23 protein-coding genes and 4 tRNA genes are annotated in these 22,463 nt (G+C 53.8%); 21 read left to right on the forward strand and 6 right to left on the reverse strand.

Features of this window, described 5'->3' with window-relative positions:
* Positions 1 to 271: 271 nt before the first annotated feature.
* The 3 genes from ACZ41M_RS09885 to ACZ41M_RS09895 form a co-directional block, all read right to left on the reverse strand.
* Positions 272 to 1,489: a hypothetical protein gene (locus ACZ41M_RS09885; protein ID WP_464731322.1), complete on the reverse strand. Its 1,218-nt coding sequence runs from the start codon at positions 1,487 to 1,489 to the stop codon at positions 272 to 274.
* A gap of 14 nt (positions 1,490 to 1,503) precedes the next feature.
* A complete protein-coding gene (locus ACZ41M_RS09890) occupies positions 1,504 to 2,652 on the reverse strand; it encodes a DUF3108 domain-containing protein (protein WP_464731321.1) in 1,149 nt (382 codons plus the stop codon).
* A 358-nt stretch (positions 2,653 to 3,010) separates the two neighbouring features.
* Positions 3,011 to 5,947: a M16 family metallopeptidase gene (locus ACZ41M_RS09895; protein WP_464731320.1), complete on the reverse strand. Its 2,937-nt coding sequence runs from the start codon at positions 5,945 to 5,947 to the stop codon at positions 3,011 to 3,013.
* A gap of 200 nt (positions 5,948 to 6,147) precedes the next feature.
* On the opposite strand from ACZ41M_RS09895, the gene coaD reads away from it, so the two are divergent.
* From coaD to ACZ41M_RS09915, 4 genes are all read left to right on the forward strand, one after another.
* A complete protein-coding gene (coaD, locus tag ACZ41M_RS09900; RefSeq protein WP_464731319.1) occupies positions 6,148 to 6,636 on the forward strand; it encodes a pantetheine-phosphate adenylyltransferase in 489 nt (162 codons plus the stop codon).
* A 50-nt stretch (positions 6,637 to 6,686) separates the two neighbouring features.
* Positions 6,687 to 6,947, forward strand: coding sequence for a YfhL family 4Fe-4S dicluster ferredoxin (locus ACZ41M_RS09905; protein ID WP_464731318.1), 261 nt, complete (start codon positions 6,687 to 6,689; stop codon positions 6,945 to 6,947).
* A gap of 202 nt (positions 6,948 to 7,149) precedes the next feature.
* A complete protein-coding gene (gene glgX, locus ACZ41M_RS09910) occupies positions 7,150 to 9,327 on the forward strand; it encodes a glycogen debranching protein GlgX (protein WP_464731317.1) in 2,178 nt (725 codons plus the stop codon).
* A 37-nt stretch (positions 9,328 to 9,364) separates the two neighbouring features.
* Positions 9,365 to 10,105: a lysostaphin resistance A-like protein gene (locus tag ACZ41M_RS09915; RefSeq protein WP_464731316.1), complete on the forward strand. Its 741-nt coding sequence runs from the start codon at positions 9,365 to 9,367 to the stop codon at positions 10,103 to 10,105.
* A 38-nt stretch (positions 10,106 to 10,143) separates the two neighbouring features.
* Here ACZ41M_RS09915 and ACZ41M_RS09920 read toward each other — a convergent pair whose 3' ends face one another.
* Positions 10,144 to 10,962: a type III pantothenate kinase gene (locus ACZ41M_RS09920; RefSeq protein WP_464731315.1), complete on the reverse strand. Its 819-nt coding sequence runs from the start codon at positions 10,960 to 10,962 to the stop codon at positions 10,144 to 10,146.
* An 11-nt stretch (positions 10,963 to 10,973) separates the two neighbouring features.
* Positions 10,974 to 11,867 (reverse strand): biotin--[acetyl-CoA-carboxylase] ligase, encoded by an 894-nt coding sequence (locus ACZ41M_RS09925; RefSeq protein WP_464731314.1) that lies wholly within the window; start codon positions 11,865 to 11,867, stop codon positions 10,974 to 10,976.
* Between the two features lie 101 nt (positions 11,868 to 11,968).
* On the opposite strand from ACZ41M_RS09925, the gene ACZ41M_RS09930 reads away from it, so the two are divergent.
* From ACZ41M_RS09930 to hslU, 6 genes are all read left to right on the forward strand, one after another.
* The gene (locus ACZ41M_RS09930) at positions 11,969 to 12,319 is read left to right on the forward strand and encodes a (2Fe-2S) ferredoxin domain-containing protein (RefSeq protein ID WP_464731313.1); all 351 of its coding nucleotides are present in this window, start codon (positions 11,969 to 11,971) and stop codon (positions 12,317 to 12,319) included.
* A gap of 10 nt (positions 12,320 to 12,329) precedes the next feature.
* Positions 12,330 to 12,989 carry an alpha/beta hydrolase gene (locus tag ACZ41M_RS09935; protein WP_464732157.1) on the forward strand — a complete coding sequence of 220 codons (660 nt, stop codon included), beginning with the start codon at positions 12,330 to 12,332 and terminating at the stop codon, positions 12,987 to 12,989.
* 43 nt (positions 12,990 to 13,032) lie between these two features.
* Positions 13,033 to 14,010 (forward strand): GTP-binding protein, encoded by a 978-nt coding sequence (locus ACZ41M_RS09940; protein ID WP_464731312.1) that lies wholly within the window; start codon positions 13,033 to 13,035, stop codon positions 14,008 to 14,010.
* Between the two features lie 33 nt (positions 14,011 to 14,043).
* The gene (gene dksA, locus ACZ41M_RS09945; RefSeq protein WP_464731311.1) at positions 14,044 to 14,466 is read left to right on the forward strand and encodes an RNA polymerase-binding protein DksA; all 423 of its coding nucleotides are present in this window, start codon (positions 14,044 to 14,046) and stop codon (positions 14,464 to 14,466) included.
* A gap of 132 nt (positions 14,467 to 14,598) precedes the next feature.
* Positions 14,599 to 15,132, forward strand: coding sequence for an ATP-dependent protease subunit HslV (gene hslV, locus ACZ41M_RS09950; protein WP_464731310.1), 534 nt, complete (start codon positions 14,599 to 14,601; stop codon positions 15,130 to 15,132).
* Positions 15,133 to 15,144: 12 nt separating this feature from the next.
* Positions 15,145 to 16,494 (forward strand): ATP-dependent protease ATPase subunit HslU, encoded by a 1,350-nt coding sequence (hslU, locus tag ACZ41M_RS09955; protein WP_464731309.1) that lies wholly within the window; start codon positions 15,145 to 15,147, stop codon positions 16,492 to 16,494.
* Positions 16,495 to 16,542: 48 nt separating this feature from the next.
* Here the strand turns inward: hslU and ACZ41M_RS09960 are convergent, their stop codons facing one another.
* On the reverse strand, positions 16,543 to 16,902 hold the full coding sequence (locus ACZ41M_RS09960) for a diacylglycerol kinase (protein ID WP_464731308.1): 360 nt from the start codon (positions 16,900 to 16,902) through the stop codon (positions 16,543 to 16,545).
* 157 nt (positions 16,903 to 17,059) lie between these two features.
* On the opposite strand from ACZ41M_RS09960, the gene ACZ41M_RS09965 reads away from it, so the two are divergent.
* From ACZ41M_RS09965 to rplL, 11 genes are all read left to right on the forward strand, one after another.
* Positions 17,060 to 17,144, forward strand: a tRNA-Tyr gene (locus tag ACZ41M_RS09965).
* Positions 17,145 to 17,204: 60 nt separating this feature from the next.
* Positions 17,205 to 17,278 (forward strand) — tRNA-Gly (locus ACZ41M_RS09970).
* 20 nt (positions 17,279 to 17,298) lie between these two features.
* Positions 17,299 to 17,373 (forward strand) — tRNA-Thr (locus ACZ41M_RS09975).
* A gap of 48 nt (positions 17,374 to 17,421) precedes the next feature.
* Positions 17,422 to 18,612, forward strand: a complete 1,191-nt coding sequence (gene tuf, locus ACZ41M_RS09980) for an elongation factor Tu (RefSeq protein ID WP_464731185.1) — start codon at positions 17,422 to 17,424, stop codon at positions 18,610 to 18,612.
* Positions 18,613 to 18,724: 112 nt separating this feature from the next.
* Positions 18,725 to 18,800, forward strand: a tRNA-Trp gene (locus ACZ41M_RS09985).
* A 40-nt stretch (positions 18,801 to 18,840) separates the two neighbouring features.
* The gene (gene secE / locus ACZ41M_RS09990) at positions 18,841 to 19,218 is read left to right on the forward strand and encodes a preprotein translocase subunit SecE (protein WP_464731307.1); all 378 of its coding nucleotides are present in this window, start codon (positions 18,841 to 18,843) and stop codon (positions 19,216 to 19,218) included.
* Complete coding sequence (nusG, locus tag ACZ41M_RS09995) at positions 19,218 to 19,748, forward strand: transcription termination/antitermination protein NusG (RefSeq protein WP_464731306.1); 531 nt, start codon at positions 19,218 to 19,220, stop codon at positions 19,746 to 19,748. Before secE ends, nusG begins: the two co-directional genes overlap by 1 nt.
* A gap of 140 nt (positions 19,749 to 19,888) precedes the next feature.
* Positions 19,889 to 20,320, forward strand: coding sequence for a 50S ribosomal protein L11 (gene rplK, locus ACZ41M_RS10000; protein WP_464731305.1), 432 nt, complete (start codon positions 19,889 to 19,891; stop codon positions 20,318 to 20,320).
* A gap of 1 nt (position 20,321) precedes the next feature.
* Positions 20,322 to 21,014, forward strand: a complete 693-nt coding sequence (gene rplA, locus ACZ41M_RS10005; protein WP_464731304.1) for a 50S ribosomal protein L1 — start codon at positions 20,322 to 20,324, stop codon at positions 21,012 to 21,014.
* Between the two features lie 347 nt (positions 21,015 to 21,361).
* The gene (gene rplJ, locus ACZ41M_RS10010) at positions 21,362 to 21,859 is read left to right on the forward strand and encodes a 50S ribosomal protein L10 (RefSeq protein ID WP_464731303.1); all 498 of its coding nucleotides are present in this window, start codon (positions 21,362 to 21,364) and stop codon (positions 21,857 to 21,859) included.
* 82 nt (positions 21,860 to 21,941) lie between these two features.
* Entirely contained in the window at positions 21,942 to 22,316 is a 375-nt protein-coding gene (rplL, locus tag ACZ41M_RS10015) for a 50S ribosomal protein L7/L12 (RefSeq protein ID WP_464731302.1), read from the forward strand.
* The last annotated feature ends 147 nt before the right edge of the window (positions 22,317 to 22,463 follow it).

Here is a 22,463-nt window from a genome sequence, read left to right on the forward strand (position 1 = left end):
AAAGCCGCACTGAAGCTTCTATAAAGCCATTTTTACTTCGAGTTTATGGCATCCCATTCGCCGTTTTAACCAATGGTTGTTAATTGAAACCTATGGATATCCGCTTGCGCGGGTATGACGGGATTTTTCTTAGGTTTTGTACCAATGTGAGCGCCAGCAAGTTTGTTTGCAATCTGAGCCGCCTTTATGGCGGCTTTATGCTTGAGGAAGCACGACGTTGATATGCGGCAAACGCGCCACGGGTTTCGATACACTCCTACTCTTCTTTTTCTTATTGCAGCGTAAGGGTCAAGGTTTGCCCTCGCGGATGCGCCAGACGCATGCGCATCATCACAGGACGCCAGTTATGTGCACCGTCATACCACACCGACCAATAGTTCATTTCACCTAAGTGAGCGCGTACTTGTGCTTGTACGCAGGGTTGGCAATGAATGGTCGCGTCGGGTGCGCTGACGGGCGATGCGCTCACCGCCACGTCGCGGACGGCACGCTCGCTTGCCAATGGCAGTATCCACTGTGTGGCACCTCGAATCGGACTGCGATTCAGCGCGCCTTGCACATAGACGATGAGGCTGACCCGATCCAAAAAGTAGTCGTGCGTGCGCGTACTGCTGTTGGCCTTTTTGCCCCAGTGCCAGGTTTGGCCGCCGTCGTGCAGACCCAACCCCAAAGCCAAGCGCACAGGTGACTCGCCGGTTTTCAGATACAGACCACCGCCGATTTCCAGCGGATTTGGGCCGTGTTCGGTCATCAAAAAAGTGTTCATCCAGCCAAAATTGCCCGTACCTGCCTGAGCGGTACCGTTCGATAAGCGAACCGAATAACGCTGTGCGCCCAAGTGCGTGCTGAGCAAACGCGCAGGCAACAGCTCAATGGTGTTTGAGCCGTCGCTCAACTGCACGCGGTAGCTCAGGTTTTGTGCGGCAATGGGGACGCTCAGCAGAGGGTTGTTGATTTGCGTAGGGTTGCTGACGGCGCTGTTGGAAGCAACGGCGCTGGTTTGCTCGGTACTGTTGGTGCTGCTGGTACTTTTGCTTATCTTGGGGTTGAGCGGCTCGGAGGGAGCGGAAGCCGTGCTCGACGCTGGAGGGGGCGTGGTCGTCTTTTCTCGCGGACGGACAACTTGCGCACCCGAGTTGTCGCTTGGGAGTGTGTGCTGGGCTGTGCTGCGTGGCGCAGTGCTGTTGGGTGCGATTTGTTTAGGTGCGGCTTCTTGCTCGGATGACGTTGCTTGACCGGCCGGATTGTCGGGCGAGATGGTTGGCGTCACCTCATTCGCAACGGACGCACTCTGCACCGCCGTCACGGTGGCTATCGGCTCGTTGGCTGTGTTGCGCTCACTGTGCTGGCGTGTTTGTACGGCATACCATGCGATCAGCAGGAAAATGCCTTGAATCGTCGCACTCAGCAGGAGCACGCGCCACCAGCGCCGCCAAGATGTATGGTGGGCATTGGTTTGCGGCTTGGAAGCGGCTGGGTCGCTGTGCATGAGCTGTGTTGATATTAATTTGATTTCCGGCTAAGTAACACGACTGTATATTTTTCGATAACAATTTCCATTTTGAGCGGTAAGTATTTTTTTTCAGGGAAAAACCATACTTGAATGGATTTAATACTACCGCTATTAATGGAAATTTTAACCGGAATTGCTTCACCGGCGGTCTCAAAAGTAGAAACACGTTCCGTGTCACCCACGCTGACGTGAGCTAAAGCGATTTCCTCGCGTTTACCGATAGGCAGATTGAAGTCGCTTTGCCCAGCTTTGAGTTGCCCTTGCTGAAATCCGGCCTGTAAATAAGCCATGGCTGACACGTAGTCGTACAAAGCATCATGCGTTAGATCGCGCTCAAAGTTATTGCCTTTGTTGGTGAATGTGGCTTTGTTGTTGGCGTAATCCACCACAAAGGAGGATTGTTTGTCCCATTTTGAGCCGATAGGCATGTCAATGATGTTTGAAAATCGTTCGCTGGCTACGGTGTCTTTTCGTACAACACCCTCCGAGTGAGAAATAAAGCTAATACTGGCTCTGGGGGCTACATTCAATTTAACATTTAAATCGGCCATATAGCGGTTGTCTTTACGAGTGAAAATGAGTTGACCGCCTCCGCTACCTTTGGAATCGTTTCCACCGGATGCGTCTACGTTGTAATCAATCTGAAATCCGCCCGATGGTGCCACGGCCACGGGTGCGCCGGCGGTGAGTTTTTTGCTGTTTCCGCCTATACCGTTGCCATTGGTTGTGGTAGGTGTGTTTCCTTTGCCGTCGGTTTGGCCTTTGGCTACTTGCGCGCCATCAGCGGCATTGGGGGTGGTCGGGTCGGCTTTTGGGGTGCCGCTCGGTGCGGATGCGGGCTTGTTGTCGGCCACATGGGGGGTGGTCGGGCTGCTGGCGGGTGCGTGCGCGTTTGGTGCGGGCGTCGGCGGCGTATCGGGTTTCTCCACCGTTTTTTCTGCCGGTGGTGGCGGCAAAATCGTGGCGTCGATGGACTCGGGCGGTGCGACTTCCGGTGTATTGATTGGCAAGCTCGGCGCCGACCAGAGCAGGGCGATGATGGTGCCGTGGATGGTCAAGCTGAGTGCAGTGCTCCACCACGAGCGTGGCCGCTCATTGTCGGTATCGGTGCGGGTGCGGTTCAATAGGTGTGTGCGCATAGGGAATAATGTTGTCAATCCGAATCTATCGTTGATGGAGGATTATAGAACGCTTGGGTGTGGACTGCACGGATCACGGTTTTCGGGTGAGTGTGGCAAGGGCGCATGCACGCATCAAGCGGGATTAAAAGTACCGAAGCGGTGAGATGGTTGACGGGTCGCTTGAGAAAACATCATAAAGCGCTGTTATCAAGCGGTGGGCGTGGTTTCGCCCGCGCAACAGAGGGTGTGGCTTATTGAAGGATTAAGCGGTGTAAGTTTTGCTTATTGAGTTGGAAAAGTTCTTGTGCCAACCGCGCTCAGCCGATCATGACTTACAAAATCTGATCGGCTGAAAACCGGCATATATCAGCTGCGTTTATTTACCTTCGGGACGCAAAATGGCGGTTACGCGCTGTTGGTTGGACAGGTATTTTTTGGCCACTGCTTGAATCGCTTTCGGATCAATAGCGCTGACCCGCTGCGGGTAGTTGGTGATGCTGGACAGCGGTTGACCGTCCTTGAGCGCTTGCTCAATGCTGCCGACCCAAAACTCGTTGGTATTGGTGATTTTTTCATAGCTGGCGCGCTCGGCTTGTTGGAATTTGAGCAAGTCTTGCGGGCGAATGCCTTTTTGAATCAATTGGTTGACCTCGTCTTGCGTGCTGGCAATGAGTTTGTCGATGTTATCCGGCGCGCACGAGAAGCCGATGGTCAGGGCGTATTGCTCGTACGGCTGTTTGTTCATCGCTGCGTAGACGTAGGGGCTGTACACGCCACCTTCTTCCTCGCGCAGACGTTCGACCAAGCGGATGTTGAGCGCGTGTGCGATGGCGCTCAAGGCCAAGGCGTCGTCTTGGCTGTACGGTGCTGCGCCGCCAAACATCAGACGCACTTGCGCGAGGGCTTCCGTGCCTTTGGTCAGCTCAATCGTGCGCTTACTAAAGTCAAGTCGCTCGCCGGTGTCGCGTGCGGCGTTGGTTTGCGTCAAATTGCTCGGTAAACTGCCCAAATAGCGCTCGGAAAGCTGCTTGATTTGGCTCGGTTGTGCTTTGCCGACGAAGGTGAATTGCATACCGTTGGCATTGCTGAACGCATTTTGATAGGCGCGGTAAATGGTGTCGTAGTGGGTATTTTTCCAGTCGGCTTCGGTCGGAATCAGGCCGGTGAAGCGCGAGCTGCCGCGCTTGAGCGAGGATTGAATGGTGTTTTCAAACAAGGCGTCGCGGTTTTCCTTCAGGTTTGCGGTGGAGGCGGCCAAGCGGCTCAGGTAGGCGTTGAACGCCTCGGGGTTTTTGTTCACGCCGGTCAGCAGGCTGTGAATCATTTGGAACGCCGCTTCGCTGTCTTTGACATTGAATTTGCCGGACACGCCTTGCGCGGTTTCATCCGCAGCCAATTGCATGGACAGGTCTTTGCCCGCCATGATGTGATTGACTTGGGTTTTGCTCAAACCGTTCATGCCCGCTTCGGTCAGGCCGTTAAAGCCCCATTGCGTTTGTTTCCACTCTTGATCGGACAGGCGTGAGAAACCGCCCGCGGAAAAGCCGCTGAAAATAATCGGGCCGTCGTTGTTGGGCACCGGCTTGAAGTTGACTTTCACGCCGTTGGATAAGATCCAGGTGATCAGATTGAGATTGTTGTCGGTTGCGGTGTCAATCACTTTGCCAGCGGTAGGGGCTTTGGTCAGCAGACTGTCGCGCGATTGCACTTCGGTATACGCGGTGGTCTGCGGTGTGCGTGCCAGAATCGCGCGCATTTCCTGCGGTGTGATGGTGGTTTGCGCGCTGTTGCTGTTGATCAGCGCAATGCGGTTCTCCGCTTGGATGAATTCGCGTGCGACTTGGTTGACTTCGGCCACGGTAACGAGCGGTAGGTATTTGCGTTGCGCCGCGCGCTCCCATGCGATTTCGGGCAAGGGTTCGTCCTCGACGATGCCGCGAATGTATTCGGTGGCTTTTTGATAGTTGTTTGAGCTGTTGTTCAAGTAGGTCAAATGTTCACGCACGGCGCGATCCAATTCGCTTTGCGTGAAACCGTGTTGCACCACGCGCAAGGCTTCTTCGTGCAGGGCTTGCAGGGTTTTCGCCTCTTGTCCGGGCGCCGCCACGGCGTACCAGTGCAGTGCCTGTTTGCTGCGTACCAAGCCAGTCACGTAGTCCACGTCCACGCCGGCCTGTAAATAGGGTGGCGAAGCCGGTGATGATGAGGATCGAGTTGAGCCGTCCAGTTGCGCTTGCAGGCGCTGATTGAGCATATTGGTCATCAGGCTGGTGCGCAGGGTTTCGACATAGCCGCCGGTGGTGTTGAGCGGAATGAAATTCTTTTTGTTTTTGTGCGCGAGCATGACGGTGTTCTGCGTCAGCGTGGCGTCCTTAAATACGCCCACCAGCGGTTCGACGTTGTTGGGCAATTTGTTGTTCGGGCGCGTCACGGCTTCTTTTGGATTGACGTGTTTGGCAAAACGCTGCTCAATCATTTGCTCGACTTGTCCGGGCTGAATGTCGCCCACGACCACGATTGCCATGGAGTCGGGGCGATACCAGCGTTTGTAAAAATTGCGCAGCAGTTCGGGTGTAGCTCCCTGAATCACCGAGGTTTGCCCCATCGGAATGCGCTCGGCGTAGCGCGAGCCTTTGGCGGCGATTTTCAGATTGTGTTCCTGTTGATGCGCCACTGCGCTTTGCGCGCTGGCGCGCCATTCTTCCATAATCACCGAGCGCTCTTGCTCAACTTCGGCGGGATCAAAGGTGGCGTTAAAGGCCAATTCCTCCATGATGTCCAAGCCGGTCGCCAGATTGTTCGGATTGTTCAGCGGAATCGGCAGGATGTAGATGGTTTCGTCAAAGCCGGTATAGGCGTTGAGGTCTGCGCCGAATTGCACGCCCATTTTTTCCAAGGCATCAACCATTTGATTGCCCGGATAGCGCGTGGTGCCGTTGAACACCATGTGTTCCAAAAAGTGTGCCACGCCGCGCTCGTTTTCGTTCTCGTTGATCGAACCGGCGCGTATCGCCAAACGCAACTCGACCACGCCCGCAGGCTGGGTGTGGCGCAGGATGTAGTATTCCAAACCGTTTTTCAGCTTACCGCGTCGCAAGGCCGGATCGGTCGGGATGACCTGCGCCATTTCGGCGGCAGAGACGCCTTGCGTGGTGGCGCTGCTCGGATTGAGCGCGGTTTCTTTGGCCTGTGCGGGCGCGAACGGATTCATCAGGCTTAAAACGCCGGCGCACGCCAAGGTCATGGATAAAGCCGACCATGAACGCGATAAACGATGGGCGGCGCACTGCGCTTTGGCTACGGATTGAGTCATTGGAGTCACATTAAGCCTCATCAAATCAAATAAAAACACCACAATTTACACCATCTGTACGCTTATGGGGGCGTACAGCGACGAATTTCATGAGCCATGGTAAAAAACGGCTATAATGCCTGCTCACCTTTTCAGCATGTCGGATCTGTGCGGCAATCAAGGCACAAAGTTTCAATGTAACAAAGAAATAAGGCTAAATCATGGCAAAAATTGCGATCTATCCCGGTACGTTTGACCCGCTCACCCGAGGTCACGAGGACTTAATCCGCCGTGGTTCCAAAATTTTCGATCAGCTCATTGTCGGCGTGGCCGATTCGCGCAACAAAAAACCGTTTTTTACGTTGGAAGAACGCATCGAAATGGCCAGTGAAGTGCTGAGTCATTACCCGAATGTCAAGGTGCTCGGCTTTTCCGGCTTGCTCAAGGATTTTGTTCGCGAAAATCAGGGCAATGTGATTTTGCGCGGCCTGCGCGCCGTGTCGGACTTTGAATACGAGTTCCAAATGGCCGGCATGAACCGCTATCTGCTGCCTGACGTGGAAACCATGTTCATGACGCCGTCCGATCAATACCAATTCATCTCGGGTACGATCGTGCGCGAAATTGCGCATTTGGGCGGCGATATCAGCAAATTTGTATTTCCAAGCGTGGAAGCGGCAGTCAAGCATAAATTTGCGCAGAATCAATAACTTAAAGTATAATCAGCAGGTTTTTACTGATTACAGAACGAAAGAGAATCATGGCGTTAAAAATTACCGAAGATTGCATTAACTGCGATGTCTGCGAACCCGAATGCCCCAATGATGCGATCAGCATGGGGCCGGAAATTTATGTGATTAACCAAGACTGGTGCACCGAATGCGTGGGGCACTACGATGAGCCGCAGTGTCAGATCGTCTGCCCGGTGGACTGCATCCCACATGACCCGGACAAGCAAGAGACGCCTGCGCAGTTGCAAGCCAAATACGAATCACTCAAACAGTCCGGTCACTACAAGTAATGTGACCGCGGGGCGGCATCTGAGCCAAGTTCTGAGCCAAAACCAGCCCATTCACGATGCCAGCCAAATCAATGCAGAAGACTCACGCCGGTGGGTCTTTGTTCATTATAAGATGCGCATGATTCAATTGATTGAAACCCGTTTCGGTGTTGTTTGAGCCAAAATCACATTTTTTAACAACAATAATAGAAAACATATCGCCATGAAACACCTCCACCCGCTGACCGTATCCGACGGATTACCCGAGCCTTTGGGCGTGAGCATCAGCGATGGTCACATCAATATTGCCGTGCTTGCGCCGGCGGCCAGTGATCTGTATTGGTGCGTGTTTGATCGGTTGCATGTGGAATTGGCGCGGGTGCACTTGCCTCGCCAAACCGAGGGCATTTGGCACGGCGCAGTGGCGCTCGATGCGCTGTGCGCCTTGCCCAATATGGATGGCCACCACCTTTACTACGGCCTGCGCGCGGATGGCGAATACGCGCCCGAGCGCGGTTTGTGGTTTGACCCGAGCAAATTACTGTTGGATCCGTATGCCAAACGCATCGGTGCGCCGTTCCAATACCACCCCGATTTGGCTGCGCCGCGCTCGGCGCAGATTGACACCGCGCCGCTGGTGCCCAAAGCAATGATTGCTTTAGATACTGCTGCATCGTGCAATCATGGTTTTGCTTCGGTTGGTGCCATCAGCACTGCGGCGACTGTGTCAACGACCACTTATCCTGCCGACACGCCGCCGAAATTCATTTATGAGGTCTCGGTCAAAGCCTTGACGCAACTGCATCCCGATGTGCCTGAATCACTGCGCGGTACCATCGCTGCGTTGCGTGAGCCGTGCGTTGTGGCGCATTTCAAACGCATCGGCGTGGATGCGGTCGAGCTGATGCCGATCGCCGCGTGGATGGATGAGCGACATTTGCCGCCGTTGGGATTGCGCAATGCGTGGGGCTACAATCCGGTCGGTATGATGGCGTTGGATCCGCGCCTGTGTCCGGGGGGTGAGGATGAGTTGCGTGAGACCGTGCGCGTGCTGTATGAGAACGGCATTCGGGTGATTTTGGATGTGGTGTTCAATCACACCGCCGAGAGCGATGAGCATGGGCCGACGGTGTCTTTGCGCGGGTTGGACGAGCGTTATTACTATCGCCGTTATTGGGACGAGGCGCAGGGAAAAGAGCGCCTGAGCAACGATGCGGGCTGTGGCAATACGCTGGATGCGACGCAAGTAGGCGTGCAGCGGCTGTGTTTGGACAGTTTGCGTTATTGGGTGACGCAGTTTGGCGTGGCGGGCTTTCGTTTTGACTTGGCGCCGGTTTTGGGGCGCTCCGCCAGCGGTTTTCACCCGCAAGCCGAACTGCTCAAGGCGATTGAGAACGATCCCGTGCTCTCGCAGGTGTGGCTGATCGCTGAGCCGTGGGATATCGGCGTGGGCGGTTATCAATTGGGGCGCTTTGACACGCAGTGGCTGGAATGGAATGACCGCTACCGCGATGCGGTGCGGCGATTCTGGCGCGGTGATCGGCATGTGTTGGGCGAATTCGCCACGCGCATGAGCGGCTCCAGTGATCTGTTTGCGCACAATAGCCCGAGTACCCGCAGTGTGAATTTTATTGCCGCACATGACGGTATGACCTTGCGCGACATCACGGCGTTTGAACGCAAACACAATCATGCCAACGGTGAAAATAACCGCGACGGCCACAATGAAAATTACAGTTGGAATCACGGCGTGGAAGGCGAAGCGGACGAGACGATTGAACAGTTGCGCCGCACCGACGTAGCGGCGATGCTGGCGACGCTGCTGCTCTCGCGTGGCACACCGATGTTGATGGCCGGCGATGAGTTTGGCCGCACGCAGCAGGGCAATAACAATGCGTATTCGCAGGATAATGCGCTGACGTGGTTGGATTGGTCGCGTGCCGATCAGGGCTTGATTCGTTTTGTGGGCGATCTGGCGCGGCTGCGCACGCGGATTCCCGCCTTGCATCAATTGAGTTGGCTGACCGGCAAAAACGTGGCGCACCCCGATTGGTCGGATGCGCGTTGGTGGACGGAATCCGCCGAGCCGATGCAGGAGATTCATTGGCACGATATGCAACGTCAGCACATCGGTGTGAAACTGTATGCGCCGGTGGCAGCGGATAGCTGTCTGACGGGGCGGGTTTTGTTGTGGTTTAATGCGCAAATGCTGCCGCTGAATTTACGCTTGCCGCCGACATCGGCGGGCTGCCATTGGCAGAAATGTGTTGATTCGAGTACATTGCAGGTGTTGCTCAGTCGAGATGATCTCGGTGCAATGCAGGGGATGACCATAGATACTTCGGTGACGGTTCCGCCGCGCAGCGTGCTGGTGTGGGTCGAGTGTCGGAGTGATGCATAGGTCTGCATGGCGCTTTCTAAAAAAGGATGAACGATAGATGAATGGATCGGGGACATACAATTTGGCAAGGCCGCAACGCTGGGGCTTTTGGATGACCTGCGTGTGGTTTGGCGTGTATTTATTGGCGACGCAAGGCTTTTTGACGGTGGCCACGCTCATGGGTTATGCGCATTGGCAAGGCTTGCCGATGAATATCAATGGTGCGCGCGAGATGATGGGCAGCACCGAAGCCTTGATCCAAGTGGCGTTGGTGGTGAATCTGTTGAGTTTGCCGCTGATTATTCTGATGGTGAAAAGCAAACGCGGCAGTGTCTGGCGCGATTACATGGCGTGGCGCCCTGTGGGGGTGGCGCGCGTGGTGCTGTGGGTGATTATTTGTTTGCTGTCGGTGTTTGCGATGGGTATTTTGCACCAAATCTTGGGCTGGCGCGACTCGGGCTTCATGAATGAATTGCCGCAGATGCAGTCGCGCTTTTGGATGGTCCTCAGCGTTGTGGTGGCGGCACCGATTTTCGAGGAAATGGTGTTTCGCGGTTTTGTTTATGGCGGTTTTGAGCGCAGCTTGGGCGCGTTTCCGGCGGTATTGCTCAGCAGCTTATTATTCACCGCGCTGCATGTGCAGTACAACTGGTACGAATTGGCGCAGATTTTTGTGCTCGGCATGGTGCTGGGCTGGGCGCGGATGCGCACGCAATCGCTGTTGACGCCGATCGTGATGCATGCAGTCAATAATGCCCTGGCTACGGCGATGGTGTTTCTGGCGCAACAATCCATGTAAGCGGCTGTGCGCCTTTACATCAACCATTACATCGATAATTACATCGCCAAAAGCCCAAGCAAACACAAAGCCGGTGCGTGACGCATCGGCATCGCCTCCAAATCCGGTGCCTGCTGACACTGCGCCATCAGCGCCAAAGCGTCGCCGCCACAGAAAAATAAATGCGGCGTATCGTTCGCGTCGCTCATGCGTGACAAACAATAACGTTGAATGAATTGCGCGATCGTGCCGACGGCGGCCAACATCGCACCGCTGGCCAAAGCGTCGCGCGTCTGTTGCGGCGCATGGTGTAGCGTGACTTCACCGCCGTCCAACGGCAATTGCGCGGTGTAGTGATGCAGTGCGGTGCGCGTGAGTTTCAGTCCCGCGCCGATGATGCCGCCGAGGTGTTGTCCGCCTGCCAAAACCCCGTCCACCGTGAGCGCCGTGCCTGCGCTGATGACCAAATGAGGGTGTGTCGCACCGATGCTTTGTGCGCCCAAGATTTGCGCGTAGCGGTCGCTGCCCATTTGCATTTCGTCGTAGCCGAGTTGCAGCAGCGGGTGTGTGGCTCGCGTGCGAATACGCCGAACGGCAGCATTCGGCCACAGTTGTGCGCACAGCGCGCTGATGTGCTCATACAAAGTGGCGCTGGCCACGTGGCTGATGCGGATTTCGAGGGGTTCGCCGTAGTGTTGCGCCTCGTGTAACCATTGTTGGTGCAATTGCGTGCGCAGCTCGTCGAGCGACTGTATCCCGTCATGAGCAATCGCCGCTGTGACCGTATCGGGCGCGAGCGGGTGGTGCGTGGCGTGGTAGAACCAGTATTTGATGCGGCTGTTGCCAACGTCGATCAGGAGTAAGGTGGGCGCGGTCATGTCGGGTTCCGTCATTCGGTAATGGGGTGGTAGGCGCGAATCTGGCCGCTGTTCAGCGTTACGATGGGGGCGGCGGCAGGGTCAATGATGGCCGGTTGAATGCGGTATTCGCCCCATGCGTTGATGCCCAGTGCGGTGCCGTACTCGTTTGGAGCGGCTTCATCCACGGTGCCGTGTTCTGCCCACTGCACGGTATGCTGTTGCCACAAATCGTATTGATTCCAGCGCTGCGCCAACGATGTGTCCGGCAGGGCGTGCGCGGTTTCGATGGCGCAGAGGATGGCGTCCACCAATTGCATCAGTAGGGTTTCGCGCGCGCCGAGGGTGTGGGCGTGCCACGTCGGATCGATTTGTGCCAAGCCGATGGGGGCAAACGCCGACGGCGCCAAATCGGTGTTCATCGAGGGGTCGTCCAAACGAGGCGCAATGTTCAGGCCGACGCCAATCACCACCCAGCGCATTGTGCTGCGGCTTTCGGGGCTGCTGTGGTTATTGGGGTTGGCTTGCACCAAAATACCTGCGAGCTTGCCTTTGTGGCTGGCGGTTTGGCCAATCAAATCATTCGGCCATTTGAGCTGAACCGGCCAACCGTTTTGGGTACAGGTTTGCGCCAAGGCCAAACCAACGCGGATGGACAGCGCGGGAATGGCGTCCAAGGGCAAACTCAGGCCGAGCGAGAAAATCAAATCGCCTGCTTGACTGCGCCAAACGCGCTCGAATTGGCCGCGTCCGTGGGTTTGGCGCTCGGCCACCAGTAGGGTATGATGTTGGCTGGGGCTTCGGTATAATTGCGCATTGGTTGAGTCGCATTCGGCCACGTATTTGATGGCGAGCGCACTGCGCGCCGCGCTGTGGTGGCTCCACCAGTGTTTGAGTCGTGCGAGTTCGAGCGGTGCGTAGGGCATGATGGGCTTGAGAATGCGATGAAAACGTCCCGATTATAAAACAACCGCGCACGCCGCGGTTTGAATCGGCGGCAAGGATGAATATTTTGATGGAGAGGGCGATGTCGGACAGTCAACAAAAGCCGAAGCAGGGCTATTACAAACACCACGTTTTTTTCTGTACCAATGAGCGCGCGGCCAACGACGAGCGCGGCGATTGCGCGCGTCACGGAGCTGCGGATGCGCTCGATTACATCAAGGGGCGGGCGCACAGCATGGGGCTTTTAGGCAAAGGCAAAGTGCGCATCAACAAAGCGGGCTGCTTGGATCGCTGCGCGCAAGGGCCGGTGTGCGTGGTTTACCCCGACAATGTTTGGTATCAATATGTCGATCGCAGTGATTTGGACGAAATTTTGACCGAACATTTGCAGAATGATCGCGTGGTGACGCGCTTGTTGGTGGACGCTGAATAATATGGCGGTGTTGAATAACAAGGCAGAGCGCCTGCTGATCGAGGGCAACGTCGGCGCGATTGAGGTACAGCTTGATATGCCGACTTTGAGCGAGGCGCAGCCCAACGCGCGCGGCTTGGCGATTGTCGCGCATCCGCATCCTTTGTTTGGCGGTACGATGGACAACAAAGTCGCGCAGACGCTGGCGAAAACCTTCAGCGGCTTGGGCTACATGACCGTGCGTTTTAATTTCCGCGGCGTGGGACAAAGCGCGGGTAAGCACGATGCGGGCAATGGCGAAACCGACGATACACTGACGGTGATTGAGTGGGCGCGGCGTCAGTATGAACAGCACGGCGCATTGGTGTTGGCGGGGTTTTCGTTTGGCACGCTGGTACAGTCGCGCGTGGCGCAGCGTCTGAATGAGCTGGGTCAGCGTGTCGAGCGCATGGTGTTTGTCGGCACGGCGGCGGGCAAGTGGCCGGTCGAGGCCGTGCAGCAGGACACCATCGTCATTCATGGTGAGCTGGATGATACGATCACGCTGGATGAGGTGCTGCGCTGGGCGGAGCCGCAAGAGTTGCCGGTGACCGTAGTCGCAGGCGCGGATCATTTTTTCCATCGCCGCTTGCACATCATTCGTGGCATCATTGAGCGGCAGTGGGTGTATCATGAAGCCGATAATGAGTAACCAACTCACATCCGATTTTTAACTCAAACAGCAGAGGTATCGAGTGTCCGAAGCCGCATCCATTCATGCTATTCCCAATGATTCATCGTCCAGTGAGCGCGAGACGAGCGTCTCGGTGTCCTTGTGGTTCGATATGCAGCCGAACGCCGACGCGGGTACGGTTGTACCGCATTGGGCGCGCACCTTGGCGCAGGCGCATGTGGATCACGAAATGTTGGTTCTGGCGCATCCCGACACCGCCTACGCACGCTCCGGTTTGGTAGGCGAGATCATCCAAGGTTCGGCTTGGCCGGATGATGCGTGGCAGACGGCATTGGCGCAGGGCATTGACCGTGCACGTACACACGGGGCGCAGCAGTTGGTGGTTCTCTTGCCTTACCGCTCCAGTCCGGTGCTGTGGACACAATGGGCGCTGATGACGTTCGCGCAGATGGGCGCGCGTTTGGACAATACCACGGGACTGCTGCAAGGCATGGACGATTGGGAGCGCACCTTGCATCGAGCCGACGCACTGCGTTGGTTGATCATTGATCGGGTCATTACTTATGGTGTGGCGCGTGCGCCGGCGGATTATTTGCCGCAAATGCGCGCGTTTAACCCGATGGCGCGCTGGGTGCACGACAGTTTGGTCAATAAAGATGTGCTGTTACAAGGACTTAATGCTTACCACAAAGCGGCACCATTGGCACAAATTGCACTCAAAAAGGACGATTTAGGTGCATGGAATGCCAATAAAGTGGTATATTTCTCCTCTTATAGTGCAGTTGATCGCGCAAAAATCACGTCGTTGATCCGTCGGTGGCGGCAACAATACAGCCATCAAATCGTCCGTCTGTGGGCGGCGATTCGGGTAAAAGATGTCGCGGAGCCATTGGCAGTCAGTGGCATTCATCATTTGTGGTCGATGGAGTTTGTTCCTCAATATGCCGCAGACGAGATGTCCGAAAGTGGTGTTTGGCTATTGGGGCAAGGCATCGATGTGGCGACTTTACGTGCGGAACTGGAGCAATGCAGTGCATGACCGAGAGTCATGCAATACGTAGGAGATAGCAATATGGTGGCAAAAAAAGGCGGGCTGACAGAAGCACAATTGCTCAAGATGCCGGCAAAAGATTACATGAATGAAGCGCAATTGGCTTTTTTCAAAGAAAAACTATTGGAAATGCAGGCGGAAATTCTCAGCAATGCGGATGAAACCACCGAGCATTTGCGCGACAACGAAGTCGTGCCAGATCCTGCGGATCGCGCGACCATTGAGGAAGAGCACGCGCTGGAGTTACGTACGCGTGACCGTGAGCGCAAATTGCTGAAGAAAGTGGCGCAAGCATTGGAGCGCGTAGAGTCCGGCGAATACGGCTGGTGCGAAGAAACCGGCGAAGCGATTGGCGTAGGGCGTTTGTTGGCTCGCCCGACCGCGACTTTGTCGCTGGAGGCGCAACAACGCCGCGAAAAAATCCAAAAAATGTACGGCGATTGATGCGTTGACGCATGAATGTCGAATGAAAACAGGGCGCTCGAATGAGTGCCCTTGTTTTTTGCCAAAGCGCCCCGAATTAATCAAATATTCAGGCAAGCGACTTTTCTGAGCTTGTCATCAACAGAGGCCAATATGGAACAATACCACGGAACCACCATCGTCTCGGTACGCCGAGGCAATCAGGTCGCCATCGGCGGCGACGGGCAAGTCACCCTCGGCAACACCATCGTCAAAGGCTCGGCGCGTAAAGTACGCAAACTGTACAACGGCAAAGTGCTGGCCGGTTTTGCTGGCGCGACGGCGGACGCATTCACGCTATTTGAACGTTTTGAAGCCAAACTCGAAAAACACAATGGGCACCTCACGCGCGCCGCGATTGATCTGACCAAAGATTGGCGTACCGACCGCGTGTTGCGCCGTTTGGAAGCCATGCTCGCGGTTGCCGATCATACCGCCTCGCTCATCATCACCGGCAATGGCGACGTGCTGGAGCCGGAACACGGCCTGATCGCGATTGGCTCAGGCGGCGCGTTTGCGCAGTCGGCAGCGCTCGCGCTGTTGCACAACACCGAGCTCGCACCCGAAGTGATTGTCAAAAAATCACTCGAAATTGTCGGTGATATCTGTATTTACACCAATCAAAATCACACCATCGAAACCTTATAAAAGAGAACGGACATGAATCATCCCGCTGCATTCAATATGACTCCGCAGGAAATCGTCTCGGAGCTGGACAAACACATTGTGGGGCAAAAAGACGCGAAAAAAGCCGTCGCCTTGGCGATGCGTAATCGTTGGCGCCGTAGTCAACTGCCCGAGACCATGCGCGTCGAAGTCACCCCCAAAAATATTCTGATGATGGGGCCGACCGGTGTGGGGAAAACCGAAATCGCGCGTCGTCTGGCGCGTCTGGCCGGTGCGCCGTTTATCAAAGTCGAAGCGACCAAATTCACCGAAGTCGGCTACGTTGGCAAAGATGTCGAATCCATCATCAAGGATTTGACCGAAGTGGCTGTGAAAAATGCGCGCTCCAATGCCGCCAAATTGATGAAAACCCGTGCGCAGGACGCGGCGGAAGACCGCATTCTCGATTGCCTGCTGCCGCCCGCGCGCGAAGTGACTACAGGCGAATACTCACGCGCCGATCAAGACAGCGTGGCGCGACAAAAATTCCGCAAAAAACTGCGCGAAGGTGACTTGGACGAAACCGAAATCGAAATTGATGTCGCGCAAGGCGGCGCACAATTTGACGTCATGAGCCCGCCGGGCATGGAAGAAATGGCCGATCAAATTCGCACCATGTTCGTCAACATCGGTAAAGGCCAGACCAGTAAAAAGAAAATGAAAGTCAAAGAAGCCATGCGTCTGTTGGTCGATGAAGAAGCCGATAAAATGGTCAATGAAGAAGACGTTCGCCGCGAAGCGCTCGAAGCGGTGGAGCAAACCGGCATCGTGTTTATTGATGAAATTGACAAAATTTGCAGCCGCGAGAGTGGGCATTCGGGCGAGGTGTCGCGCCAAGGCGTGCAGCGCGATTTGCTGCCGCTGGTCGAGGGCACCACCGTTTCCACCAAATACGGTTTGGTTAAAACCGACCATATTTTGTTCGTTGCATCGGGTGCGTTTTCACTGTCTAAACCAAGCGACTTGATTCCGGAGTTGCAAGGGCGCTTTCCGATTCGTGTTGAATTGGGGTCATTGTCCGTGGATGATTTCAGTGCGATTTTGACCAGCACTGACGCATGTTTGACGCGCCAATACGCGGCCTTGATGGCGGTGGAAGATGTCAAACTCGAATTCACGCCAGAAGGCGTACAGCGTTTGGCGGAAATGGCCTGTCAGGTCAATGAACGCTCGGAAAACATTGGCGCGCGCCGTTTGCACACCGTGATGGAAAAGTTGCTCGAAGAAATTTCCTACAAAGCGCATGAATACAACGGCAAAACCGTGAGCATTGATGCGGCGTTTGTTGAGGCGCGTTTGGGTGACTTAATTCAGGACGAAAACCTCGCGCAATACATTTTGTAACGCATAGTGTTGTTCGCAAAAACCGCAGTCCACCGATTGCGGTCTTTTTTAGTTTTGCCAATGCAAATAGGCAATCACCGCCAACACAATTGTGTTGAAGACCAATAAAATAAACACCGCCGCACTACCGACGTCCTTCGCACTGCCGAGTAAAGCATGATGATCGGTGCTGGCGTGATCAGCCAGATACTCCAAACCCGTGTTGAGCAGCTCTGTGACCAGCAGCAAGGCGTTGCTTAAACCAAACAGCAGCCACAGCCACAGCGGCGGTTGCAACCATAAGCAAAGCGCTTGCACGATCAGCACCAGCAAAACATCATCGCGAAATGCCGCCTCGGTGCGCCAAGCGCTGCGCAAACCTTTAACGGTGTAAGAAAAGGCCAGTAAAATTCGTTGAGGTGAAAGCATGATTCCGAGCAAAAAATAGAACAAAAAAGTCTCACAAAAGAGACGAAGAATTCGAATTATAGGTGAAAAATTCAAAAAATACGCAGATAAACGCGCAAAGCGGCGCAAAAGCAGTTGACAAACAAAATGATAATGTCGATAATTGCATTCTCTTACAGGAGAGGTGGCCGAGTGGTTAATGGCAGCAGACTGTAAATCTGCCCTCTATGAGTACGCTGGTTCGAATCCAGCCCTCTCCACCAAAGAAAACCGTGGGTAATAGCATCCCGAACAACAATGTATGATGCTTATGCGTGCGTAGTGCGGGAGTAGTTTAATGGTAGAACCTTAGCCTTCCAAGCTAATGACGCGAGTTCGATTCTCGTCTCCCGCTCCAGCAAAGGTTTTCCTCATATCGCCCATGTGGCTCAGTGGTAGAGCACTCCCTTGGTAAGGGAGAGGTCGCGGGTCCGATTCCCGCCATGGGCACCAGATTATCCAATATTTACTATCCATTACTTCCTAAAAAAGGGGTCTATTATGGCAAAAGGCAAGTTTGAACGTACCAAACCGCACGTGAACGTAGGTACGATTGGTCACGTGGATCACGGTAAAACGACATTGACCGCGGCAATCACGACGGTATTGACCAAAAAATTCGGTGGTGAAGCCAAAGGCTACGCGGATATTGACGCGGCACCAGAAGAAAAAGCACGTGGTATTACCATCAACACTGCGCACGTCGAGTACGAAACCGCAGGTCGCCACTACGCCCACGTAGACTGCCCGGGTCACGCCGACTATGTGAAAAACATGATTACCGGTGCGGCGCAAATGGACGGCGCGATTCTGGTGTGCTCGGCCGCTGACGGCCCAATGCCACAAACCCGCGAACACATCCTGTTGGCGCGCCAAGTAGGTGTACCGTACATCATCGTCTACCTGAACAAATGCGACATGGTTGACGACGAAGAATTGTTGGAATTGGTCGAAATGGAAGTTCGCGAACTGCTGTCCAAATACGACTTCCCAGGCGACGACTTGCCTATCGTCAAAGGTTCTGCCAAATTGGCATTGGAAGGTGACCAATCAGACATCGGCGAGCCATCCATCTTGGCTTTGGGCGAAGCATTAGACAGCTACATCCCAACTCCGGAACGCGCGGTTGACGGCACATTCCTGATGCCAATCGAAGACGTATTCTCTATTTCTGGTCGTGGTACCGTCGTAACCGGTCGTATCGAACGTGGTATCGTTAAAGTCGGCGAAGAGATCGAAATCGTTGGTATCAAACCAACCCAAAAAACCACCTGTACCGGTGTAGAAATGTTCCGCAAATTGCTGGATCAAGGTCAGGCCGGTGACAACGTGGGTGTACTGTTGCGTGGTACCAAGCGTGAAGACGTAGAGCGCGGTCAAGTATTGGCCAAACCAGGTTCCATCAACCCACACACCAAATTCGACGCGGAAGTATACGTATTGTCCAAAGAAGAAGGTGGTCGTCACACCCCATTCTTTAACAACTACCGTCCGCAATTCTACTTCCGTACTACTGACGTGACCGGTGCCGTGACTTTGCCAGCAGACAAAGAAATGGTGATGCCGGGTGACAACGTATCTATGTCCGTAGAATTGATCGCGCCAATCGCGATGGAAGAAGGCTTGCGTTTCGCGATTCGCGAAGGCGGCCGTACCGTCGGCGCGGGTGTTGTGGCTAAGATCACTGCGTAATATTTAATTACCCCGAAGGGTAATGCTGGACGGGATTCTATTTTTGTGATAGAATCCCGCTTCTTTCTCTATTGAAAAGAGAAAATCAGTCGATTCAATAAGTTTTGGTTGTAGGGGCGTAGCTCAATTGGTAGAGTGACGGTCTCCAAAACCGTAGGTTGGGGGTTCGAGACCCTCCGCCCCTGCCACAGTCAAAACAGCTATTCAAATTTTATAAGCGAAGAGGCAATGTCTCAAACTCATGTTGTCGATGCCAATCCTTCTAAGTGGGGTGTTTGGGCGCCGATCGTTGTTTTAGTCGCCGCGTTTGTGGCGTATTTATTTCTCCCGCTGCAACCTGCGTACTTGAAATCGCTTTTGTTGTTGGCGGGTTTTGTCTTGGCTGCGGTGGTGTTTTTTGTGTCGCCCAGCGGCAAAGCATTTGTGGCGTTTGCCAAAGAGAGTTATCGCGAAACCCGTAAAGTGGTTTGGCCGACTCGAAAAGAAGTTTTGCAAATGGCGGGTGTGGTGTTCCTGTTTGTGTTTGTGATGGCCTTGTTTATTCTGGGTGTTGACAAACTGATCGAATGGGTGCTGTACGATCTGATTTTGCGTTGGAATAGATAATGGAAAAACGTTGGTACTTCATTCAGGCTCATTCGAGCATGGAAAAGAATGTAGAGCGCTCATTGAATGAGCGCATTGCGCGTTCTGGCATGGACGATATGTTTGGTCGTGTTTTGGTGCCGACAGAGGAAGTGGTCGAGATGCGCAATGGCAAGCGTGTGGTTGCCGAGCGTCGCTTGTATCCGGGTTATGTGTTGATTGAGATGGCCATGACGGACGAGACTTGGCATTTGGTAAAAAGCACGCCGAAAGTATCTGGCTTTGTGGGTGGTGTGGGCAATAAACCGCGTCCGTTGCCGCCGCACGATGTGGAAAAAGTATTGAGCCTGATGAGTGGCGAGCGTCCACGTCCGAAAATCGAATTTGAGGTGGGCGAAGAGTTGCGCGTCACCGAAGGGCCGTTTGCCGATTTCAATGCGTTCGTTGAGGAAGTTAACTACGAGCGAAACAAACTGCGCGTAGCGGTCACGATTTTTGGCCGCTCAACGCCGGTGGAATTGGGGTTTGATCAGGTTGAAAAAATCGTCTGATTTAGAGACAAAATCAAAATTTAAGGTTAAGCGACTTTACCTGCATTTGCGATCAGTGAATGAATAAATAAGTTGCAAGAGGAGCCAAAGTAGCGTGAAGTGATTCACCGAAATGGCGTTACCACTCAAGGAAGTGAAAAATGGCAAAGAAGATTGTCGGCTTTATTAAGCTGCAAATTCCTGCGGGTAAAGCAAACCCGTCTCCTCCAGTCGGTCCTGCGTTGGGTCAACGCGGTCTGAATATCATGGAGTTCTGTAAAGCGTTTAACGCGGCAACCCAAGGTGTAGAGCCGGGTCTGCCAGTACCTGTGGTGATCACAGCGTATGCGGATAAAAGCTTCACCTTCGTAATGAAAACCACTCCGGCAACGACCTTGCTCAAACGCGCGGCTAAGTTGCAAAAAGGTTCGGCTCGCCCGCACTCGGATAAAGTGGCGACCATTACCCGCGAACAAGCGGAAGAAATCGCAAAAACCAAACAACCAGACTTGACTGCGGCCGATTTGGACGCAGCGGTGCGTACCATTGCCGGTAGCGCACGCAGCATGGGTATCATCGTGGAGGGCGTGTAAAATGGCTAAATTGAGTAAACGCGCCAAGTTGTTGGCTGAAAAAGTTGATCGCAACAAGCTGTATGCTGCTGATGAAGCATTTGCTTTGGTGAAAGAATGTGCCAATGCCAAATTCACCGAGTCGATTGACGTTGCGGTGCAGTTGGGCGTAGACCCTAAGAAATCCGATCAAACCGTTCGTGGTTCGGTGGTATTGCCTGCCGGTACCGGCAAATCGGTTCGCGTTGCGGTGTTTGCGCAAGGCGAAAAAGCCGAAATCGCTAAAGCGGCCGGTGCGGAAATCGTCGGTATGGAAGATTTGGCGGAACAAGTTAAAGCCGGTAATATGGACTTTGATATTGTGATCGCTACGCCGGATGCGATGCGCGTGGTGGGTGCTTTGGGTCAAATCTTGGGTCCGCGTGGTTTGATGCCAAACCCGAAAGTCGGTACCGTGACTCCGGACGTTGAAACTGCGGTGAAAAACGCGAAAGCCGGTCAAGTGCAGTTCCGTGTGGACAAAGCCGGTATCATTCACGCGACTTTGGGTCGTGCGACCTTTGAAGTGGACGCATTGAAAACCAACTTGCAAGCATTGATCGCTGAGTTGACCAAACTCAAACCTGCGTCAAGCAAAGGCGTTTACATCCGTAAAGTGGCCTTGTCTTCGACTATGGGTGTGGGTGTGCGTGTGGACAGCACAACGATTGCTTAATCGCTGAATCGTTAAAAAACATGAGCTCGTCGCTCACAGGTTGGGTCGGCGAGCGATAAAGTGCTTTGGGTCGCTGTGGTGTATTTTTTTATCACAGCGAGCTTTCAAAGACCGTTGGTGCGAGGTGGTTTAGTTCAAATCATCATTGCTTAATCTCTTGAGAGGCATGTGTTTAACATGCAGTTCAAATAGCCAGCGCAGAATAGCGACCCCGAAAATGAATTGCCGTTGTTTGTTGGGGTGTACCGACAAATAACACAGTCGTTGAGGAAGTCGTTGGGTGTTGTGATTGATGCGCGATGCGCATGAACCATGACTTTTCCTTAAAATGATGTAGGAGCTAACAAGTGGCATTGAATCTTGAAGATAAAAAAGCCGTCGTTGCCGAAGTAGCGCAATTGATTGAAAACGCGCAAACTATGGCCGTGGCTGAGTATCGTGGGATTAGCGTTGGCGCTCTGACAACATTGCGTAAACAAGCCCGTGAGCAAGGCGTGCAAATCCGTGTGTTGAAAAACACATTGGCGCGTCGTGCGGTGGCGGGTACTTCGTTTGAAGTATTGGCTGACGAAATGGTCGGTCCATTGCTTTACAGCATCTCTGAAGATGCGGTAGCTGCGGCAAAAGTTTTGAACGACTTTGCCAAAACCAATGACAAATTGGTTTTGAAAGCAGGTGCTTACAACGGTTCTAAGCTGGATACTGTGGGCATCAAAGCCTTAGCAAGCATCCCAAGCCGCGAAGAATTGTTGTCGAAGTTGGCATACGTGATGAAGGCCCCTGTTTCTGGTTTGGCGCGCGCTTTGGGTGCGGTTGCCGAGCAAAAACAGTCAGAAGCGGCATAATCTCATTTTTAACTGATGTTGGGCTGCTGAGTTTTTTAAATTTGATTCAGCACATAGCCCGAAAATATTTGGAGCAATACAAATGGCAATTACTAAAGACGATATCCTAGAAGCAGTAGCGGCGATGTCTGTAATGGATTTGAACGACTTGGTTAAAGCGTTCGAAGAAAAATTCGGTGTATCAGCAGCTGCGGTAGCGGTTGCGGCAGGCCCTGCAGCAGGTGGTGCAGCGGCAGCTGAAGAGAAAACTGAATTTGACGTGATCTTGGCTGAAGCCGGCGCGAACAAAGTATCTGTGATTAAAGCGGTTCGTGAAATCACTGGCTTGGGCTTGAAAGAAGCCAAAGACATGGTTGACGGCGCACCTAAAGCAGTTAAAGAAGGCGTGTCTAAAGCTGAAGCTGAAGAAGCTAAGAAAAAATTGGAAGAAGCGGGCGCGAAAGCCGAACTCAAATAATTGGGTGCTTTTTCGAGTGGGGGCTGACGTTTTCGGACGTCGGCCTTTTCCCGTCTTATCGTCGCCGCTATTGTGTGCTTCGTGTGGCGATCAAAGGGAAGCCGTTGGAAGTGAGTGTAAAGTGTTTGGCAGAAGCCAAAACCGAGT

The organism is Puribacter membranae (assembly GCF_055380425.1).

Coding starts and splice junctions, on each gene's coding strand:
- nusG (WP_464731306.1), top strand. CDS start 19,218: ATGGAAAAACGTTGGTACTTCATTCAGGCTCATTCGAGCATGGAAAAG.
- tuf (WP_464731185.1), top strand. CDS start 17,422: ATGGCAAAAGGCAAGTTTGAACGTACCAAACCGCACGTGAACGTAGGT.
- ACZ41M_RS09960 (WP_464731308.1), bottom strand. CDS start 16,902: ATGCTTTCACCTCAACGAATTTTACTGGCCTTTTCTTACACCGTTAAA.
- hslV (WP_464731310.1), top strand. CDS start 14,599: ATGGAACAATACCACGGAACCACCATCGTCTCGGTACGCCGAGGCAAT.
- ACZ41M_RS09885 (WP_464731322.1), bottom strand. CDS start 1,489: ATGCACAGCGACCCAGCCGCTTCCAAGCCGCAAACCAATGCCCACCAT.
- ACZ41M_RS09890 (WP_464731321.1), bottom strand. CDS start 2,652: ATGCGCACACACCTATTGAACCGCACCCGCACCGATACCGACAATGAG.
- rplA (WP_464731304.1), top strand. CDS start 20,322: ATGGCTAAATTGAGTAAACGCGCCAAGTTGTTGGCTGAAAAAGTTGAT.
- secE (WP_464731307.1), top strand. CDS start 18,841: ATGTCTCAAACTCATGTTGTCGATGCCAATCCTTCTAAGTGGGGTGTT.
- glgX (WP_464731317.1), top strand. CDS start 7,150: ATGAAACACCTCCACCCGCTGACCGTATCCGACGGATTACCCGAGCCT.
- ACZ41M_RS09930 (WP_464731313.1), top strand. CDS start 11,969: ATGTCGGACAGTCAACAAAAGCCGAAGCAGGGCTATTACAAACACCAC.
- dksA (WP_464731311.1), top strand. CDS start 14,044: ATGGTGGCAAAAAAAGGCGGGCTGACAGAAGCACAATTGCTCAAGATG.
- ACZ41M_RS09895 (WP_464731320.1), bottom strand. CDS start 5,947: ATGACTCAATCCGTAGCCAAAGCGCAGTGCGCCGCCCATCGTTTATCG.
- ACZ41M_RS09920 (WP_464731315.1), bottom strand. CDS start 10,962: ATGACCGCGCCCACCTTACTCCTGATCGACGTTGGCAACAGCCGCATC.
- ACZ41M_RS09925 (WP_464731314.1), bottom strand. CDS start 11,867: ATGCCCTACGCACCGCTCGAACTCGCACGACTCAAACACTGGTGGAGC.
- coaD (WP_464731319.1), top strand. CDS start 6,148: ATGGCAAAAATTGCGATCTATCCCGGTACGTTTGACCCGCTCACCCGA.
- hslU (WP_464731309.1), top strand. CDS start 15,145: ATGAATCATCCCGCTGCATTCAATATGACTCCGCAGGAAATCGTCTCG.
- rplL (WP_464731302.1), top strand. CDS start 21,942: ATGGCAATTACTAAAGACGATATCCTAGAAGCAGTAGCGGCGATGTCT.
- ACZ41M_RS09905 (WP_464731318.1), top strand. CDS start 6,687: ATGGCGTTAAAAATTACCGAAGATTGCATTAACTGCGATGTCTGCGAA.
- rplK (WP_464731305.1), top strand. CDS start 19,889: ATGGCAAAGAAGATTGTCGGCTTTATTAAGCTGCAAATTCCTGCGGGT.
- ACZ41M_RS09915 (WP_464731316.1), top strand. CDS start 9,365: ATGAATGGATCGGGGACATACAATTTGGCAAGGCCGCAACGCTGGGGC.